13 protein-coding genes and 1 pseudogene are annotated in these 16,087 nt (G+C 71.0%); 6 read left to right on the top strand and 8 right to left on the bottom strand.

What is annotated here, in order from left to right; translation table 11 throughout:
- The first annotated feature begins 108 nt into the window (after positions 1–108).
- On the top strand, positions 109–1,590 hold the full coding sequence (locus VIS07_02740; GenBank protein ID HEY8514410.1) for a sulfatase: 1,482 nt from the start codon (positions 109–111) through the stop codon (positions 1,588–1,590).
- Between the two features lie 81 nt (positions 1,591–1,671).
- On the opposite strand, the gene VIS07_02735 is transcribed toward VIS07_02740, so the two are convergent.
- From VIS07_02735 to VIS07_02725, 3 genes are read right to left on the bottom strand one after another with little or no spacing between them, the layout of a single operon-like run.
- Positions 1,672–2,544: a class I SAM-dependent methyltransferase gene (locus VIS07_02735; protein HEY8514409.1), complete on the bottom strand. Its 873-nt coding sequence runs from the start codon at positions 2,542–2,544 to the stop codon at positions 1,672–1,674.
- 33 nt (positions 2,545–2,577) lie between these two features.
- Complete coding sequence (locus VIS07_02730; protein ID HEY8514408.1) at positions 2,578–3,186, bottom strand: hypothetical protein; 609 nt, start codon at positions 3,184–3,186, stop codon at positions 2,578–2,580.
- A gap of 7 nt (positions 3,187–3,193) precedes the next feature.
- The gene (locus VIS07_02725; protein HEY8514407.1) at positions 3,194–4,141 is read right to left on the bottom strand and encodes a TIGR03560 family F420-dependent LLM class oxidoreductase; all 948 of its coding nucleotides are present in this window, start codon (positions 4,139–4,141) and stop codon (positions 3,194–3,196) included.
- Between the two features lie 159 nt (positions 4,142–4,300).
- Here VIS07_02725 and VIS07_02720 point away from each other — a divergent pair, with 159 nt between their 5' ends.
- A complete protein-coding gene (locus tag VIS07_02720) occupies positions 4,301–5,350 on the top strand; it encodes a CoA ester lyase (GenBank protein ID HEY8514406.1) in 1,050 nt (349 codons plus the stop codon).
- 236 nt (positions 5,351–5,586) lie between these two features.
- Positions 5,587–6,219: a hypothetical protein gene (locus VIS07_02715; GenBank protein ID HEY8514405.1), complete on the top strand. Its 633-nt coding sequence runs from the start codon at positions 5,587–5,589 to the stop codon at positions 6,217–6,219.
- 53 nt (positions 6,220–6,272) lie between these two features.
- Here the strand turns inward: VIS07_02715 and VIS07_02710 are convergent.
- From VIS07_02710 to VIS07_02700, 3 genes and pseudogenes are all read right to left on the bottom strand, one after another.
- A pseudogene (locus VIS07_02710) lies at positions 6,273–6,962 on the bottom strand (SDR family NAD(P)-dependent oxidoreductase).
- Between the two features lie 46 nt (positions 6,963–7,008).
- Complete coding sequence (locus VIS07_02705; protein ID HEY8514404.1) at positions 7,009–7,692, bottom strand: isochorismatase family cysteine hydrolase; 684 nt, start codon at positions 7,690–7,692, stop codon at positions 7,009–7,011.
- Between the two features lie 14 nt (positions 7,693–7,706).
- Positions 7,707–8,057, bottom strand: coding sequence for a hypothetical protein (locus VIS07_02700; protein ID HEY8514403.1), 351 nt, complete (start codon positions 8,055–8,057; stop codon positions 7,707–7,709).
- A 395-nt stretch (positions 8,058–8,452) separates the two neighbouring features.
- Here VIS07_02700 and VIS07_02695 point away from each other — a divergent pair, with 395 nt between their 5' ends.
- Positions 8,453–11,758: a sulfatase-like hydrolase/transferase gene (locus VIS07_02695; GenBank protein ID HEY8514402.1), complete on the top strand. Its 3,306-nt coding sequence runs from the start codon at positions 8,453–8,455 to the stop codon at positions 11,756–11,758.
- Between the two features lie 17 nt (positions 11,759–11,775).
- On the opposite strand, the gene VIS07_02690 is transcribed toward VIS07_02695, so the two are convergent.
- Entirely contained in the window at positions 11,776–12,312 is a 537-nt protein-coding gene (locus tag VIS07_02690; protein ID HEY8514401.1) for a GNAT family N-acetyltransferase, read from the bottom strand.
- A gap of 86 nt (positions 12,313–12,398) precedes the next feature.
- On the opposite strand from VIS07_02690, the gene VIS07_02685 reads away from it, so the two are divergent.
- Positions 12,399–13,073 carry a helix-turn-helix transcriptional regulator gene (locus VIS07_02685; GenBank protein HEY8514400.1) on the top strand — a complete coding sequence of 225 codons (675 nt, stop codon included), beginning with the start codon at positions 12,399–12,401 and terminating at the stop codon, positions 13,071–13,073.
- A 4-nt stretch (positions 13,074–13,077) separates the two neighbouring features.
- Here VIS07_02685 and VIS07_02680 read toward each other — a convergent pair whose 3' ends face one another.
- The gene (locus tag VIS07_02680; GenBank protein ID HEY8514399.1) at positions 13,078–14,247 is read right to left on the bottom strand and encodes a methyltransferase domain-containing protein; all 1,170 of its coding nucleotides are present in this window, start codon (positions 14,245–14,247) and stop codon (positions 13,078–13,080) included.
- A 352-nt stretch (positions 14,248–14,599) separates the two neighbouring features.
- Between VIS07_02680 and VIS07_02675 the strand changes: the two genes are divergently transcribed.
- Positions 14,600–16,087 (top strand): right-handed parallel beta-helix repeat-containing protein (locus VIS07_02675; GenBank protein HEY8514398.1); only part of this gene is annotated, 1,488 nt, incomplete at its 3' end.

Here is a 16,087-nt window from a genome sequence, read left to right as displayed (position 1 = left end):
CGGCGGCGGGTGCGAAATCGGGATGGTCCGCGCGCGCGCGTCGCGCTATGCACTCTCGAGCGCGGACGCCGCCGGCGCCGCGTCCCGCCCGAGCCGTCGCCCCGAACGATGTCCGCCACGCGCCATCCGCTCTCGCTCGCAAGCCGCGCCGTCTGCCTGGTCGCGCTCCTCGTGGGCGTCGCGCTCGCCGCGTGCGAGCGCGGCGGTGCCCGCGCGGCGCCCGCGCGGCCCAACGTCCTGCTGATCACCGTCGACACGCTGCGCGCCGACCGCGTCGGCGCGTACGGCTACCGGCTGCCGACGACGCCGACGATCGACGCGCTCGCTGGCCGCGGCGTCCGCTTCGCCGACGTCACCGTGCCGTGGCCCAAGACCTGGCCGGCGATGGCCGCGATGGTGACCGGCAAGGAGCCGCGGACGAATGGCATCCGCTTCCGTCCGCGACGGCCGCTGCCGGAGGAGCACGTCACGCTCGCCGAAGCGCTGCGCGCCGCCGGCTGGGCGACGGGTGCGGTGGTCGCGAACGTCAATCTCGGAAAAAACTTCGGCTTCGATCAGGGCTTCGACCGCTTCGTCGAGTCGTGGGCGGACGAGGCGCTGCGCCAGACCGGCAGCGAGGTCTTCCGCAACCGGCCGGGGCTCGTGAAGCGCTTCACCAACGCGACGCGCGTCACCGATCAGGGGCTCGCGGTGCTCGACGAGCTCGGCGGCGGACGCGAGACGCCGTTCTTCCTCTGGCTCCACTACATCGACCCGCACGGGCCGTACGTGCCGCCGCCCGAGTACGCGAAGCTCTTTGCCGGCGCGCACGCGTCGCAGCCGGTGCCGGTCGAGGCGCTGCCGCGCTACCAGCTGCAGATCGACCCCGCGACCGGCGAGGTGTCGAACGACCTCGGCTTCTACAAGACGCAGTACGACCGCGAGGTGCGCTACCTCGACGACCAGCTCGGTCGGCTGCTCGCCGCGCTCAAGGAGCGCGGCGTCCTGCGCGACACGCTGGTGATCCTCACCGCCGACCACGGCGAGAGCCTCGACGAGAACGGCTACTACCTCGAGCACGGCAACGTGCCCTACCAGAGCAACGCCGCGATCCCGATGATCTTTGTGCTCGACGGACGGCTCGAGGCGGGCCGGGTCGTCGAGCATCCGGTCGGGCTGCTCGACCTGATGCCGACGGTGCTGGCGCTGACCGGCGTGCCCGTGCCGGAGGGCGTGCAGGGCACGAGCCTCGTGCCGCTGCTCGACGGCGCGCGCGACGGCGGGCCGCGCTACGTCTTCATGGAGTCGGGCAAGCTCACGCCGTCGCAGCTCTCGGTGCGCAAGGGAGCGTGGAAGCTCGTCCACCTGCGCGCCGCGGGGGATCGCGCCTGGCTCGGACGCAAGGAGCTCGAGCTCTACGATCTGTCGCGCGACCCCAAGGAGGAGCGCGACGTCCGCGCCGAGCATCCCGAGATCGCAGCCGAGCTCGAGACGACGCTCGCCACGTGGCTGCGCGAGACGCCGCGCTACAAGGGGACGGGCAAGACCGATCTCAGGCAGCTCGACGAGCGGACGCAGGACATGCTGCGCGCGCTCGGGTACATCGAGTGAGCGAAGGGTAAGCGCCCGGCGTGCCGGGGCGCCCGTGCTCGCTCCATTCCGCGCGCCGCGGGACGCGCGACCTGACCGCGCTCAGCCGGCGTTGCGCGCCGTCACGATCCAGGCCGCGCACTCGAGGCGCACGCCGTGCGGACCCGCGTACGGCTCGAGCGCCTCGCGCACCGCGGGCACGACGCGCTCCTTGGCGTCGCCGCCGGCCTCGCGCAGCGCCGCTCCCGCCGGACCCATCTGCAGGATGAAGTCGACGGCCTGATCGATCGTGCTGCCCGGCGCGCCGAGCGTGATCGTCTCGACGACGGGCTCGAAGGCGACGTCGGCGAAGCCGGCGCCGTCGAGGATGCCGCGCACGCGCTCCGGGTCGGCGAAGGCGAACGGGCCCGGTGCGCCCGGCGCCGGCGGGGGCGGCAGCGTGACGTGCTGCGCGACCGCGGCGAGCGGCACGGCGAACCACGGGTTCTTCGCGAGCGCCTGCCAGCAGACGAAGGCGAGCCGTCCGCCCGCGCGCAGCGCGCGCCGCAGGTTGGCGAAGGCTTCCGTCGGCTCGGCGAAGAACATGACGCCGAAGCGCGAGAAGACGACGTCGAACGCCGCCTGCTCGAGCGCGTGCGTCTGCGCGTCGGCGAGCGCGAACGAGACGTTCGTTGCGCCGGCGCCGCGCGCGCGCTCGCGGGCGACCTCGAGCATCGGCCCCGAGATGTCGAGGCCAAGGACGCGTCCGGTGGGGCCGACCCGCCGCGCGAGCTCGAGCGACGTCGCGCCGCAGCCGCAGCCGACGTCGAGCACGGATTCGCCGCTCGCGATCGCGGCGCGGTCCATCGTGCGCTCGCCGAGCCATCCAAGCTGCGCGTCGAGCGCCGCCTGGAAGCTCACCCACCGCGGACCGGCGAGCTCGTTCCAGTAGCGGATCTGCTCCGCATTCGGGCCGCTGGCGGCGAGCGTCGTCATGCGCGTCCTCCTAGCTTCGCGTCGGTCGGGGCGTCAGGTCGGATCCTCGCGGCAGAGCAGGAAGTAGTTCGGCATCTCCTTGCCGGCGCGCGTCGCGCGGCCGATCAGCAGATGCTCCGAGACCCGGCGCAGGTAGTCGATCGTGCCGTTGTAGATGAAGCGCGACAGCCGGAACGTGTTGTCGACGATCTCCGGCCACCCCGCGGGCTTCGCCGGCGGGATCCGCGTGTAGTCGATGGCGACGCTGCCGAGCGCGTTCGGCGAGTCGTAGGCGACGAAGTAACCGGGGCCGGTGAGCGGCGCGAGCCACTTGGTCGGCTGGTAGTTGTAGCCCCAGAGCTCGTCGCGCTCGAGCGACGACGGACGGCAGAAGCGCTTCTGGAAGCGCGTGAACGCCGGCAGCGAGTTCTTGCCGTGGAAGATCACCGGGCGCAGGGGTCCGAGCGAGCGCGGCACCATCTCCTCGATCGTCACCCCGCGGCCTTCGGCGGCCTCCCAGAGCTTCGCCTGCGTCGCGCCGTCGATCGACTCGGTGATGGCGACGCGCTCGGGCGGCGTCGCGCTCTCGAACACCTCCGCGATCGCCGCGCAGTCGAGCGACGGGGCGCGGAGCAGGTCCTGGATCTTGGTCTGGGCGCTCATGGTCGGGTCAGCTAGCAGCTCGGAACGCGGGCAGCACCTTCTCGGCGAAGAGCCGCGCGGGCTCGCGGATGTCGCGGCCGAAGAACTCGATGACGAAGCCGCGGCAGCCGAGCTTCACGTGGCGCTCGATGCGCTCGATCACCTGCGGCGGCGTGCCCCAGATGCCGTGCTCCTCGAGCGCGGCGCCCATGTGGCCGCCGTAGATGCGTCCCGCCTTCTCGAGCGCGGCGCGCGCCGCCGCGTCGTCCGGCGCGATCACGACGACGCACTGCTGCGACACCTCGATGTCGTCGAAGTCGCGGCCGAGCTCGTCGCAGCGGCGCTTGAGCGCCTCCACCTTGCGCGCGAGCTCGTGCTGGAACGCGGCGAGGTTGTTCCACATCTGCGCATGCTTGACGGCGATGCCCATCAGCACGCGCTCGCCGCCGCCGCCGATCAGGATCGGCGGGCGCCGGATCGGCTTCGGCTCGCAGACCGCGTCCTGCAGCTTGAAGTGCCTGCCTGCGAACGTGACGCTCGGCTCGGTCCAGAGACGCGTCAAGATCTCGCAGGTCTCGTCGAGCGCGCGCAGTCGCTCGCGGACCGAAGGGAAGGGCAGGCCGTAGCCCTCGAACTCGGACGAGAACCAGCCCGCGCCGAGCCCGGCGATGACGCGTCCGCCCGAGATGTGATCGATGGTCGCGAGCTGCTTCGCCAGCACCGCCGGGTTGCGGAAGAACGGCGGCGTGACCAGCGTGCCGAGCTCGACGCGCTCGGTGATCGCCGCCACCGCCGCGAGCTCGCTCCACGCCTCGAAGATCGGCAGGTTCGGCATCGGCACGCCATACATGTGGTCGCAAACCCACGCCGAGTCGAAGCCGAGACGCTCGATCTCGAGCGCCGCGTCGCGCGCCTCCTGCCAGGAGCGCTTGATCTGCGGCAGCGTGACACCGAATCGAATGCTCTTGCTCGCCATCGGATCCCGTATAGCGCAACGACGCCGACGCTCCATCGCCCTCGCTGCGCGCAGCGCAACGGTCGCGAGGCGTCGGCGCGGTTCGTCGGACTCACCTTCCTGCGCGCTCGTCGGGTTGGTATCGTTGCGCGCTCACCATCGACGGCAGGAGTCGAAGCCATGCGCAGCCCGAAGGATTTCTTCAAGCCGCTCGCGATCGGCGCGCCGCAACCGCCGCGCGAGATCCCGTTCCGCCCGTCGCGGATGATCCACTTCTTCGACCCGAGCAATCCGAAGATGGCCGCCAAGGTCGGGGACCTCGCGAAGAAGTGCGACGTGCTGCTCGGCAACCTCGAGGACGCGGTCCCGAGCGACCGCAAGGTCGCGGCGCGCGAGGGGTTGATCAAGATCGCGCGCGAGACCGACTTCGGGAACTGCCAGCTCTGGACGCGCGTCAACAGCCTCGACTCGCCGTGGGTGCTCGACGACCTGATCCAGCTCGTCACCCAGATCGGCGACCGCCTCGACGTCATCATGATCCCCAAGGTCGAGGGGCCGTGGGACATCCACTACGTGGATCGTCTCGTCGCGCAGCTCGAGGCGCGCGCCGGTCTCAAGAAGCCGCTGCTGCTGCACGCGATCCTCGAGACCGCGACCGGGGTCGCGAACGTCGAGGAGATCTGCGCCGCGAGCCCGCGCATGCAGGGTCTGTCGCTCGGCCCCGCGGACCTCGCCGCGTCGCGACGCATGAAGACGACGCGCGTCGGCGGCGGTCACCCCGGCTACGTCGTGCGCGCCGATCCCGATCCCGCGAACCCCGACGCGCCGCGTCCCGCCGTGCAGCAGGACCTCTGGCACTACACGCTCGCGCGCATGGTCGACGCCTGCAACACGTACGGCATCCTGCCGTACTACGGTCCGTTCGGCGACATCCAGGACACGGTCGCCTGCGAGGATCAGTTCCGGAACGCCTTCCTGCTCGGCTGCGTCGGTGCGTGGAGCCTGCACCCCGTGCAGATCGACATCGCGCGCCGCGTGTTCAGCCCGCCCGCCGAGGAGGTTCTGTGGGCGAAGCGCGTCATCGCCGAGATGGGCGACGGCACGGGTGCGGTGATGATCGACGGCAAGATGCAGGACGACGCGACGTTCAAGCAGTGCCAGGTGATGGTGGATCTGGCGAAGAAGCTCGCGGAGAGCGACCCGGAGCTCGCGAAAGTGTATGGGTTCTAGGCTGCGCTCGGCACGGGTCGCGAGCCGTCACGCGTGACACCGGTGGCGACGGCATGCGCGTTTCCTCGCTGTATTGTGCTTGACAAGGCCGCGTCGCGGGACATGCCCAGACGAGTTTCCGCGCTCGAGCCATCGGGCGCCACGCTGAACTCCGTGTGGCGCTTGACGCCCTGAGTGGGAGGGAATTTTTCTCAAGTACGCCTCCCGTTCGGTCGTAAAGAGCCTGGGAGGCTCACATGATTCGAACCCGTTCGCTCTCGTTCGTGCTCGCGCTCGCGATGCTGGTGGGCTCCGCAGCCGTCCCTCCGTCGTCGGCGGCGAATGACGCACCCACCATGACGCCGGTCACGCCGCTACCGACGCGGGAGCCGGTCTTCGACTACAACCGGTGGGCCTGGTTCAAGGACACCTACTGGATCGTGCCGCAGAACGGGATCTACTCGGTCTACCACAACACCGAATCGAACACGTTCGCGGTCGCGCGCGGCCAGACCGTCTTTCACTTGACGGACTACTTCAACGGCTACTTCACCGGGATCGTGGGCGTGAAGCTGTCGCAGCTGCAGTTCACGTCCTGTCAATTCGTGCTCGGGCAGGTCACGCCGGAGGGCCGCGTCCACATGACCATGTACGACGCGACGACCGGCGAGGTGATCAACACGCCGCTCGGCACCATGGTGCGCAAGGGCGGACAGTGGACGATGGTCAACCAGATGACCGCTCCGGCGCTGGGCGGGACGCTGAGCCACTGGGCCTACATGATTCAGTCGAAGCCCGGCGACCGTAATTTCGAGAACCTGCCGTACGTGCACGAGTCGGTCCCGGAGTTCCTCTCGGCGTGCCCGCAGGGACCGACGATCCAGCGCTGAGCGCCGGACGCGAATCCCGGCGGCGCGTTCGCAGTGCGCCAGTTGTCCTAACGGACTTTGTAATTGTCGAGCATCATCTCCGAGCGCAGCCAGCCCGGCGTGATCGCCACCGCGGTGGCGCCGTGCGGCGCGAGCTCGTGTCCCGCCGAGAACGCGAGCCGATTCACCGCCACCTTCGCGAGGTCGTAGAACGTCGAGATCCGGTAGCGTGAGGCGTTGTCGTCGCGCGTTCCATCCGTGACCTCGACGAGCAGGCCTCCCGGGCGCTCGATCAGGAGCGGCAGCAGGTGATGCGAGGTGACGAGGTGGGTGTCGATCGCGAGGCGGAGGAGGCGCAGTCCCTTGTCGAGATCGTGCTGCCAGATCGGCTTGTTCCAGTCGGGCGGGCCGCCCTTGAGCTCCTCCGCGCCCCAGATGTCGTTCACCACGACGTCGATGTGGCCGAAGCGATCGCGGACCTGCTCGGCGAGTCGACGGACCTGCGCGGGGTCGAGGTGATCGACGACGAAGGGGATGCCTACGCCGCCGAGCGAGGTCACGAGCTCGGCGCTCTCCTCGATCGTCTCGGGGCGATCGTAGTCGGAGCGCAGCGCGCGCGAGCGGCTGCTGCGCCCGGTGCAGAGCACCGTCGCGCCGGCTTCTCCGAGCGCCGCTGCGATGCCGCGTCCCGCCCCGCGCGTCGCGCCGGCGACCACGGCGATGCGGTCGCGCAGCGCGTCCGGATCGGCAGACCAGCTCGTCACGCCGCCAACGCACCGCGCCCGCGTGCACGCCCGGCGCGCGCGCCGCTCACGCGATCGCCTCGAGGAAGCTTCGCGAGTCCGCGACCGCGCCGAACACGCCGCCCTGCATCTTGATCATGTGCAGCGCCGCGCGGTGATTGCCCATGTCGGTCGCCGCGCAGCAGTCGAAGAGCAGGAGGCACTCGAAGCCGCGGTCGTTCGCGTCGCGCATCGTCGTGTGCACGCACACGTCGGTCGTGATGCCCGTCAAGACCAGGTTCCGGATGCCGCGCAAGCGCAGCAGCATCTCGAGGTCGGTCGCGTAGAACGAGCCCTTGCCGGGCTTGTCGATGATCGACTCGCCGGGCAGCGGCGCGAGCTCGGGGATGATCTCCCAACCCGGCTCGCCGCGCACGAGGATGCGCCCCTTCGGGCCGGGATCGCCGATGCCGGCGCCGATCTGGCGCGAGCGCCAGCGCTTGTTCTCGGGCAGGTCCGACAGGTCGGGGCGATGGCCTTCGCGCGTGTGGATGATCGTGAAGCCGCGCTCGCGCATCGCGCGCAGCACCGCAGAGATGGGCTCGATGCACGCGCGCATCGGCGTGATGTCGTAGCCCATCAGATCGACGTAGCCGCCCTTGCCGCAGAAGTCGGTCTGCATGTCGATGACGAGCAGCGCCGTGTTCTCGACACGAAGGTCGCCGTCGTACGGCCAGGCGTAGGGTTCCGAAGTGGGGATCGTCTTGGCCATGACGCAGGATTCCCTCATTTCACGATCGAGTCCACGATGCTGCCGAGGAAGTGGCGCGTGTCCCAGGGGTCGGGCGGCGTCGTCCCGCGCCCCGGGACGAGCCCCACCGACGGGTAGCGCTCGAACAGCGACGGATCCGCGATCGGCGGGCCGGGGTCCTTCACGTAGCGGCCGTGGCCCACGACCACGAGGTCGAGGCTCGGGAGCACGTAGATGTGCTGGCCGTCGAAGCCGCGCGCCTCCATCGCGTCGCCGCTCGGCACGACCTGCACGCCGCGCTGCGCCTGCGCCTCCGCGACGCCGGCGAGCGCCGCCACGGCGAGCAGGACGATCCGGCCGACGCCCCCCAATCGCTGGTACGACATCGTCTTCTCCACGGGCTTGGTTGGTTCTTGGCCCGGAGGACGTGGTCGGTTGGAGCGCGGAAGGCTGGGCCGCGCGCAGGATGGAACCGGCGCGCGCTCGGCAAGCAAGATTCTTCTCCATCCGGACCAGCGACGCTGCCATCCGGCTTGGCCGCGCCGAGGCGCGTCTCGCGGCGAGCCGCGTGGGCGGTGTTAGAAAAAATTCTTTCTTGATCTCCAGCGGCGCACGCTCCTAAAAATTCGGCTCGAGGCGTCATGGGGAGGCTCTGCACCTTTGCGCGTTCCCGCGTCCGTGCGTTCGCGGACGGCGACGCGCGGGCGCGTTCGCGAATCGTGCACGCTCGACCCGGTGGCGAAGAGGGGCGCGCGCGAGCCGTCCGGAATGGGAGGAGGGGATGAGGGGCGCGCCCGGGATCGCGAAGTCGCCGCTCGCCATCGCGCTCGTCCTCGCCGTCGTCGTCTTCGTCTGGCTCGAGAAGACGATCCCGCCCGGCCTCGAGCTCTTCGTCGTGCCGGACACCTACCACTACGCCGAGATGGGCCGGCAGATCGCGCGCGGCGAGGGCTTCACCTCGCTGCAAGCCTATCCCTACCTGCTGGCGTGGTTCCGGGCGCACGGCGTGTCGACCGATCCACCGTGGCCCAACATCGCGCGCTTCCCGTTGATCCCCTTCGTCTATGGCGCGGTCTTTCCCGTGCTCGGCGCGAGCAAGGTCGCGATCGACGTCGTCCACGGGTTCTTCTTCGTCGCGACCGCGGTGACCACGCTCCTGCTCGGCGCGCGCCTGTTCGGCATGGCGCCCGCGCTCGCGGCGTCGATCGCCTTCGCGACCAACTCGGCGCAGATGGTGATGGCACGCCTTGGTCTGCTCGAGACGGGGGCGGCGTTCTTCCTGGTCGCTTCGATGCTCGCGCTGGTCGCGACGCTCGACGAGGGTGCGCGTCCGACCGGGAAGCACGCGATCGGACGGCCGATCTGGCTCGGGCTCGTTTCGGGGCTCGGCGTGCTGCAGCGCTACGACCTGCTGTCGTTCGCGATCACGGCCGGGCTGGTCGTGCTCGTCGGTCGGGGCCGGGTCGGCAGAAGGCAGCTCCTCTGGATGCTGCTCGGGTTCTCCGTACCGATCGTCTTCTGGGTCGGGCGAAACTCGATCTCGTTCGGCGACCCGATCGCGTTCGTCGGCATCGATCGGAACCTGTTCGGAAAGGTGGGGACCGCGGACCCGTACCGCTCCCACGAGTACGTCGGATTCTGGCCGGCGCTGCGCGAGAAGAGCGACCTCATTCTCGCGAAGCTGCCGGACTTCGTCTGGCCGTTCGCCCGGTGGGACACGGTCTTCGGCGAATGGACGGCCTGGCTCGTGCCGGCATTCGTCGTCGGGAGCGCGTATCTGCTCGCCGTCCGTCACCCGGCGGTGCGGCCTTGGGTGGCGCTCGTGCTCGCCTTCCTGATCCGCACCGCGATCTTCACCGTCACCCACCACGAGCGCAGGTTCTATCTGTCGTTCGCGCCCTTGCTGTACGTCTTCTCGCTCGGCGCGCTGTGGACGCTGTTCGTGTCGGTCGCTCGGCCCGCCAGGGTGCTGCGCGGCGCGGTCGCGACGGCGGTCGTGGTCGGTCTGCTGTTCCCGGTTCGCTGGGCGTTGCCACGCGTCTTCCTTCCGCTCGTCGGCATCCCGGTGTCTCCGTTCCTCGGGCTGCCTCCGATCGCCCTGCCGGCTCCAGGCAACGACGCCCGCGCCGCCGAACAAGCGACCGGCGGCGCTGCGAGCGATGAATCGAGCCACTACGGTCGAGGACCCGCGGGCGATGCGTCTCCGCAGCCCGCGGAGCCGATCGCGGCGATCGGTGCGAAGCCTGCCACGCCGCTGGCGAAGCTGCGCAACGACACGTTCCTCTTCCGCGCGATCCGCGAGCGGCTCCCCGCGAACGGCGTGATCGCGACGTCGTGGACCGAGGAGGTCTCCTGGTACGGCGAGCGCCCCGCGCTCTACATCGGGCCGGACAAGCTGCGCGTGGCGGAGCGGCTCGGCGTCCGCCCGATCGCGCTGCTCTACCGGACGAACAGCGAGACCTCCGTCGTCAACTCGCTGCGGCGTCAAGGGCTTCTCGACGACTTCGTCGTCGTCTACCGCGGCCACCTCGCGACGCTGTGGGTCCACCGCAAGCTCGCACGCGCCTGGCCGCGGATGGAGGGAACGTCTGCGTCCCAGGTCGCGTTCCCCGTCGCGTCACGGCTCGCGGCGGTCACGCACGACGCAGCACCGCCGCGTCCGCGCGCGCCGCGCCTGGTCGTGCTGTACGCGCCGTGCACGGTCAACGCCGATCACCTCGCGCCCTATCGCGCGGGCGTCTTCTACACGCCGCACCTCGCGCGCTTCGCCGAGCAGGCGACGGTCTTCCTGCGCAACCAGAGCGAGGCCGACCAGTCGGGCACCGCGTACGCCGCGCTGCTCACCGGCCGCGAGGCCGACGGGCACCGCGTCTTCGCGCATCCGCTCCGCCTTCCCGACGACGTCACGACGATCACCGAGGCGTTCGCCGAGGCCGGCTGGGACGTCCACTTCTGGGCCGACCACGGCATGGCCTCGCCGCGGCTCAGCTACGCGCAGGGCGTTCCGCGGCAGAACCTGTCGCGCAAGCCTCTGTCGGGCGACGACCCGCGTCTGCTCGAGATCCTCGACCGCGTCGCGCGCGACCCGAGCTACCGCGCGCTCGTCGTCACCAACTTCACGGTGACGCACTACCCGTACAAGGACCGCATCGCCGAGCTCCGCGCGCGCTTTCCCGAGCAGACCGCGGCGCTCACGGCGGGCTTGACCGACGAGCGGATCAAGCACCTGGCGCTGACCTACCAGGCCACGCTCGCGCTGCAGAAGGACTTCCCCGGGACGCGCAGGCGTCTTGGCTTGACGGACGACGACGTGCGCGACCTCGTCCGCGTCGTCGAGCTGCTCTACGTGTCGAACGTCGCGTACCTCGACGAGCTCTTCGGCAGCGTCGTGCACGCGATCGACGCGCGCGGCCTCGACGACGAGAGCCTGATCGTCTTCACGGCCGACCACGGCGAGGTGCTCTACCGCGACAACGCGCTCTTCCCGTGGTCGCACGACTTCCAGCTCGCGCCCGAGGTGCTGCGCACGCCGCTCCTGATCCGCGGCGGCGGCGCGCGGCCGGGAGCCTTCCCCGCGGTGACGCGCGCGATCGACGTCCTTCCGACGATCGCCGCTCTCGCCGGCGTCCCGGTGCGCGATCCGGGCGTCACGGGCGTCGACCTGTCGCGGGCCGTGCGTGGCGAGGCGGAGGCGCCGCGGCTCTTGGCGTTCGGCCACACGCCGAAGGTCCGCAGCGACGTCGTCAAGCGCGGTCAGGAGAGCTGGCTGCTGTTCGGGAGCTACTTCCCGACGACGAGCATCGAGGAGATCTGGGTCTCGGTGCGCGACGGGGACGTGGTCGCGAAGTACCGCAGGCGCGAGGACGGGGGCTTCGGCTTCGAGGTCTTCGATCTGGCGAGCGACCCGGAGGAGCGGCGCAACCTCTACCGCCCCGGCGACGCGAGACACGCGGCGCTCGCGGAGAAGCTCGTGGAGTACAAGCGGCGGCTCGTCGAGGCGCACGATCAAGCGGCGGGGGTGTCGAAGCCCCGCGAGGTGGACGCCGACGAGCTCGAGAAGCTTCGCCAGCTCGGCTACGTGCAGTGAGCGCGTGACGGGCCGGATCAGAGCGCGACGTCGAGCCGGTACGCGATGACGCCCACCTCGGCGCCGGCCTCGCCGAGCCCGAGGTCGGCCGCGCTGAGGTCGAACTCGGCGCAGCGCCGAAAGCCCATCTGCTCGTAGATCTTCCGCGCGGCGCGCATGAACGACGCCGTGTGGATGCCGACCGTCGGCGCGCTGCGCGCGCGGGCGCCGTCGAGGCAGGCCTCCGTCAAGCGTCGCCCGAGGCCGCGGCCGCGCGCGCGTGGGTGCACCGCGAGCTTGCGGAACCCGGCCCAGCCCTGCGGCAGGCCGAGCCCCTCCGTGCTCGCGTCGGCGAAGAACTGCACGCTGCCGTCGATCCTTCCGGCGACCTCCGCGACCAGCACCTCGGCCTCCTGCCAGGAGTCGGACAGACGGCGCAGGTCGGCGACGTAGCCCTCGAACACCGAGGCCGGCACCTCGCTGCGGTACTGCGCGTACGCCGCGACCGACAGCTCCTCGACCTCGGGGATCTCGCGTCGCGTCGCGCGGCGGATGACGACCTCGGCATCGGACATCGTCGTGCTCCTCGTGCTTTTACTCCTGTCAGGAGGGGCGGCTATGCTCTCGACAGGAGTAAGTCAATCAGGGTAGGGCAGCGACCATGCGCGACGACCGCCCGCTCACCGTCACCTCGTTCGCGATCCTCGGCTTGCTCGCCGTGCGGCCCTGGTCGACCTACGAGCTCGCGAAGCAGATCCGCCGCAGCCTGAGCCACCTCTGGCCGCGCGCGGAGAGCAACCTCTACGCGGAGGCGAAGCGCCTCGTGGCCGGCGGCCACGCGGCGGCGCGCCGCGAGCAGTGCGGCGAGCGGCGGCGCACCGTGTACCGGATCACGCCGAAGGGCCGAAAGGCGCTGCGCGAGTGGCTCGCAGCGCCGGGCGGCGAGGTGTGGTTCGAATCCGAGCCGCTGCTCAAGGTGTTCTTCGCCGAGCAGGGCAGCAAGGCCGATCTGCTCGGCACGCTGCGCGCGATCGGCGACGGGGCGCTGATCCAGCAGGAGGCGCTGCGCCGCATGGCCGAGGACTACCGCGCCGGCGCAGGGCCCTTTCCGCAGCGTCTCGCGCTGAGCGTGCTCGCGCTCGGGCTCGTCTGGGAGCATCTGCAGGCCACCATCGAGTGGTCGCGCCGCGCCGTCGCGGTGGTGGAGGGATGGCGAAAGCCCGGTCCCGGCGAGGCGCCCGTCTGGCCCGAGGGAATCTTTGGGCGGACGTCCCGCGCGAGCGCGACGCGATCCGCTCCCAGGTCGGCGAGGCGCGCGCGGGCTGCGCGTCGCTGACGCGTCAGCAGCAGCCGCTGCCGGGAGCGCACGCCGCAGGCGCGGCGGTCGTCTTCCGGTAGCGCTTGCCCTTGGTCTCCGCGGGGTCGCGCACGTCGTTGCGGTTGCAGTCGAACGGCTTCGCGCGCGACAGCGGGATCTCCTCGAGCGGCGGCACCGGGATCACGTCGCGGCCGTAGGGCTCGCCCGTCAAGATCCGGAAGGTCTTGTCGCACACTGCCACGCGCTGACCGCGCAGCAGCACGTGCCCGTCGTCGTCCTCGACCTTCTTCCACGGCCCCTTGTAGATGACCGCCTGGTTGCGCTCCCAGCACGGGCCCTGCTTGCCCTTGCGCGCGGTGACGGTGACGCTCCGGAACTCGATCCCGCGGATCGTCTGCCACGGCTTCTCGTCGCGCTTCTCGATCGTGATGGCGTGGAAGCCCGCGCGCTCGAACGCGTGCAGCAACTCCGCCTCCTGGAAGGCGCCCGAGATGCAGCCGCTCCAGAGCTTCGGGTCGCGCTTCATCTCCTCGGGCACCGGCTCGTCCGACACGATGTCGCTGATCGCGACGCGGCCGCCGCGCTTGAGCACGCGGAACATCTCGCTGAAGAGCTGCTCGCGCGCGCCTTCCTCGACCAGGTTCAGCACGCAGTTCGAGATGATCACGTCGACCGACTCGTCCTCGATCATCGGCTGCGTGCTGCGCAGCTGCGCCTTCATCTGCTCGAAGCGCGCGAGGTCGTCGCTGTTCGTGATCGGGTTCTTCGCGAGCCAGGCGTCGACGGCGTCGAGCGACAGCGCGAGGTCCTGGATGCGGCCGCGGTGGAACTCGACCACGTCGTAGCCGAGCTTCTTCGCCATCTCGCCGCGGTAGCGCCGCGCGAGCGCGAGCATCTCCGGGTTGAAGTCGACGCCGATGACGCGCCCCTTGCGGCCGACGATCTGCGCCGCGATGTAGCAGATCTTGCCGCCGCCGCTGCCGAGGTCGAGCACCGTGTCGCCCTCGCGGACGTACGCCGACGGGTCGCCGCAGCCGTAGTCCTTGTCGCGGATCTCCTGCGGGATCAGCTCGAGGAAGCGCGGGTCGTAGGTGACGGGACAGCAGAGCGCCGTCTCCCTCACCTTGGCCGCCGCCTCGTAGCGCGCGCGGACCGCGGTCTCGGGGTGCATCGTGGCTGCCGGGATGGCCATGCGTCACCTCGCCGTTCGAGCGTTCGATCGTTCGAGCGGTGTCATGCCGCCGCGTGGGCGGGGACGCAACCGCGTCGCCGCGCAAACGCCTTCGCAAGCGCGCAGACACATAGGGCATCTTTCCACACTGCTTTGCGGGCGCGAGACGCTGACGAAGTTGCGCGATCCGGAGACGCGGCGCAGCGAAATGGGACGTTCTTCCCCACCGCAGCATGCGGCTCGGATCCATCGCGGCTTTCCGGCGGCGCTCTGGGGCAAGAGTCCACACTCGCGTCTGCGACGGGTGCACACGTCGCGTGCTCGGGCGGGCAAGTGGATTGCTCGCGAGGCGGCGGCTCGAGAGGTCATCGCCTTGGTCAAGACACGACGCTCCCCTCGCTGCACCGTCTTCGCTACCGTCTTCGCGACCGCGCTCGCCGGCGCGTGGCTGCTCAGCGCCGCCGCCGCGCACGCGCTCGACTTCTACGTCGACGCTGCGGCCGGCGACGACACGCGCGGTCCGCTCGAGGCCCTGTCGCCAGCGACGCCGTGGCGAACGATCGACCACGCGCTGCGCCAGGTCCAGCCGGGCCACACGATCCGCGTGCGGCCGGGGACGTATCCCGAGTCGGTCGGCACCGCGTGCGACGCGGTGAGCCTGGTCGCGGACGAGGGGCTCGGATCCGTCTTCCTCGAGCCGCCCGCGGGGGCGGTCGGCGTCGACGTCCGGCACCGTGACGTGGTCGTCGACGGCATCGCGGTGCGCGGCGGCGCGACCGGCCTGCGCGCCGAGCTCGCGGACGGCCTGCGCGTTCTGCGCAGCGCGTTCGTCGCGCAGAGCGGGACCGGGGTCCGCGTCGTCGGCTCGGCCTCGGTGCAGATCGACTCCGTGGTCGTGGCGTCGTCCGGCAAGGCGGGCATCGAACTCGAGCGCTCGGCGCCGTCGCTCGTGCGCAACAACCTGGTCTACGACACCGGCACCTGGGGCATCGTCGTCGAGGGCGAGGCCGCGGGTGCGCAGCTCGACACCACGCTCGCCTTCAACACGGTCGCCTACAACGGCGGCGCGAGCGGTGGCGGGATCTTCCTGCGCGAGGTCGCGGTCGACGTGCGCGACAACGTGCTCGCCTTCAACGAGCCGATCGGGCTGCGCGTCGGCGCGGGCGCGGTGCCGCACGTGCGGCACAACCTGATCTTCGGCAGCGGGCAGCTCGTGTTCCCCGAGGGCAGCGCGCTCGGTCCGGGGAACGTCGTCGCGGATCCGCTGTTCACGCAGCCGGCGGGCGCGGACGGCGTCCTCGGCGGCCCGGACGGCTTCCTCGACGACGACTTCTCGCTGCAGCAGCTCGCCGCGGGCGACGCGGCGCAGAGCCCCGCGGTCGACGCGGGCTCCGTCGCCGCCGCAGAGGACATCGGGGGCAGCACGCGGCGCGACGCCGAGCTCGACGCCGGCGTCGCCGACCTCGGCTTCCACCGCGGCGCCCGGCTCGCGGACGCCATTCCGGACGCGCTGCCCGTGCCGGCGCCGGCGCCGGGCAGCGGCGCGACCTACTGGGTCGACTGCGCGGCGGGCGACGACACGCGGAGCAAGGCCGAGGCGGTCTCGCCGGCGACGCCGTGGCGGACGATCGGGCGCGCGGCGCGCATGCTCGCGTACGGCGAGGTCGCGATGGTGAAGCCCGGCGCGTGCGCAGAGGAGATCGAGACGCGCACGGCGGGCGTGACCTTCGCCGCCGCGACGCCCGGCAGCGTCGTCGTGGAGCCGCCGGCGGGCAAGAACGGCTTCAACGTGCAGCACGACGACGTGACGATCGACGGCTTCGTCGTGCGCTCGCCGCACCAGGGCGTGCTCGGCGCGAAG

Source organism: Candidatus Binatia bacterium, from assembly GCA_036563615.1.
Lineage (GTDB): Bacteria > Desulfobacterota > Binatia > UBA12015 > UBA12015 > DATCMB01.
Note: the sequence above shows the minus strand (reverse complement) of the source record. Positions and strands in the feature narration are given on the sequence as shown.